Below are 2,527 nucleotides of genomic sequence, written 5' to 3'. Positions count from 1 at the left end.
CGCGCCACCGAGGACGTGCGGACCATCCAGAAGTCGCTGGAGTGATGGTCGCCACCCGGCCGCCCGGCACGGCGGCACCGAAACCGAAAGAGCGCGCCCGGCGGCCGCTCACGCTGCGCCAGCGGGAGAACCGCGCCGGTCTGGCGTACCTGTCGCCGACCCTGATCGTGGTGCTGGTCGTCGTCGTGATCCCGATCGTGTGGACGATCATGCTGGCGTTCCAGCGGATCCGGCTGATCAACATCCGGCAGGCGAGCGTCTTCGGCGACTACACGCTGCGCAACCTCGAGCTGGTGCTGGGCTCACCGGGCTTCTGGTCGTCGCTGTGGACCACCCTGGTCTACACGATCGGCAGCACCGCGCTGTCGATCCTGTTCGGCCTGGTGGCGGCGCTCGCCCTGCGCGGGCGGTTCCGCGGCCGGACCTTCGTGCGCGCCTCGGTCCTGCTGCCGTACGTGGCTCCGGTCGTGTCCGTCACGTTCGTCTGGGAGATCCTGCTCAGCCCCCAGTTCGGCCTGGCCAACGACTGGGGTACGCGATTCTTCGGCTGGGACCGGCCGATCGACTTCCTGGGCCAGCGCGAGTACGCACTGTCGATCTTCGGCTGGCAGGTGGACGTCCCACTGGCGCTGTTCACGGTCATCGCCTTCGAGGCATGGCGGTACTTCCCGTTCGCCTTCCTGTTCCTCCTCGCCCGGCTGCAGGCCGTCCCGGGCGAGCTGGAGGAAGCTGCGCTGGTCGACGGCGCCGCGCCCACCCAGAGCTTCCGGCACATCCTGCTTCCGCAGCTGGGTCCGGTCATCGCGCTGCTCACCGTGCTGCGGTTCATCATGACCTTCAACAAGTTCGACGACGTGTACCTGCTCACCGGCGGCGGTGCCGGCACCGAGGTGGTCAGCATCCGGGTGTACGAGTTCCTCACCGCCCGCTTCGACATCGGCGCCGCCTCCGCGCAGGCGCTGGTGCTCGCCGCCGGACTGATCGTGCTGCTGGCGATCTACCTGCGGTTCCTGGCCCCCCGCGTCGAGGAGAGTTGATGGACCGGGCGACGTTCGAGATCCGGCTGTTCCGGGTGCTGCGCTGGGTGGTCATCGCGATCCTGCTCGTGGTGACGCTGTTCCCGTTCCTCTACATGCTGCTGCTCTCGGTCCGCCCGATCGACGAGCTGCTGCAGAATCCCGGCCGGCTCTGGGGCGGCCTCTCCGAGTGGACGCTGACGACGTACCGGGAGGTGCTCACCTCCGCCGACGACGGCGGCCAGGGCTTCGTGCAGTTCCTGACGAACTCGGCGATCGTGTCGGCGGCCGCCACGATCCTCACCCTGCTGGTGTCGATCCCCGGCGCGTACGCGGTGACCCGGCTGCGGTTCGTCGGGCGCAAGCAGGTGCACTTCCTGTTCCTGGCGGTGTACCTGTTCCCGTCGATCCTGCTGGCGATCCCGCTGTTCGTCCTGTTCACCCGGCTCGGGCTGCGCGGGTCGCTGGCCGGGCTGACCATCGTCTACATCGCGCAGACCGTCCCGGTGTCGATCTACATGCTGCGCAACTACCTGTCCACCATCCCGGAGAGTCTCGAGGAGGCGGCGGCGGTCGACGGGTACACCCGGTTGCAGACCCTGCGCAAGGTGATCCTGCCGCTGGCCGCCCCGGCGGTGATGGCCAACGCGCTGTACATCTTCATGATCGCGTGGAACGAGTTCCTGTTCGCGCTGCTGTTCCTGGTGGAGGATCGCGCCGACTGGACGGTGTCGCTCGGGCTGGCGCAACTCTCGGGCGGCATCGAGGTCAGCAAGACCGTGCTGATGGCGGGCTCGGTGGTGCTCACCCTGCCCATCGTCATCCTGTTCTTCGCCGCTGAACGCCTGCTCACCGAGGGGCTGACCGCGGGCGCCGACAAGGGGTGAGGCTCAGGATCGCCGATGCGCGGACTCCGCGCGGTCGAGCAGTTCCTGCAGCATCAGCCCGCGGCGGACGTCGAGGTTGTGCGGCACGCCGGAGCGCACGGCCGCGGCGAACTCGGCACGCAGCGTCGGCCAGCACTGCTGGTGGTCGATCGTGGCGAAGTCGAGGGCCAGGGTCCCGGCCGGGCCGAACAGCTCGATCCCGGCCCGCGAGGACGCCAGCCCGACGGCGCCGGACAGTGACATCTGGCTGACCGCGCCGCCGCGGTGCCGGCAGGTGAGCTCGATCCAGCGGCGGCTGTCGCCGGTGGCGCGCACGTCCTCGATCGGCCCGAGGGCGGCGTCGGCCAGGTCCAGCAGGTGCGGGCCGAGGTCGTACAGCGCGCCGCGGGTCAGCCGCCAGCCGGTTGCCATCTCGCCGCTCAGGAAGGCGCCGTGCAGGTACCGGGTCATGGCGCCGGCCGCGTCGAAGCTCGCCGCCGCGGCGAGGAAGGCCCGGGTACTGCGGTGATAGCGCTTGGTCAGCACGAGCTGGGTGACCACGCCGTGCTCCGCGACGGCGTCGGCGAGTGCCCGGGCGCCGCCGAGGTCGAGCGCGAGGGGCTTCTCCAGCAGCAGAGCCTTGCC

3 protein-coding genes are annotated in these 2,527 nt (G+C 69.9%); 2 read left to right on the top strand and 1 reads right to left on the bottom strand.

The features are described from left to right. Positions 1–44 precede the first annotated feature (44 nt). A complete protein-coding gene (locus AB0M20_RS37820) occupies positions 45–1,037 on the top strand; it encodes a sugar ABC transporter permease (RefSeq protein WP_364305645.1) in 993 nt (330 codons plus the stop codon). Then, positions 1,037–1,903: a carbohydrate ABC transporter permease gene (locus AB0M20_RS37815; RefSeq protein ID WP_364305643.1), complete on the top strand. Its 867-nt coding sequence runs from the start codon at positions 1,037–1,039 to the stop codon at positions 1,901–1,903. The genes AB0M20_RS37820 and AB0M20_RS37815 overlap by 1 nt, the downstream gene beginning before the upstream one ends. A 3-nt stretch (positions 1,904–1,906) precedes the next feature. Here the strand turns inward: AB0M20_RS37815 and AB0M20_RS37810 are convergent. Continuing rightward, positions 1,907–2,527 (bottom strand): gfo/Idh/MocA family oxidoreductase (locus AB0M20_RS37810; RefSeq protein ID WP_364305641.1); only part of this gene is annotated, 621 nt, incomplete at its 5' end.

The organism is Actinoplanes sp. NPDC051633, assembly GCF_040681735.1.
Taxonomy (GTDB): domain Bacteria; phylum Actinomycetota; class Actinomycetes; order Mycobacteriales; family Micromonosporaceae; genus Actinoplanes.
This window is presented reverse-complemented; position numbering and strand designations above follow the sequence as displayed.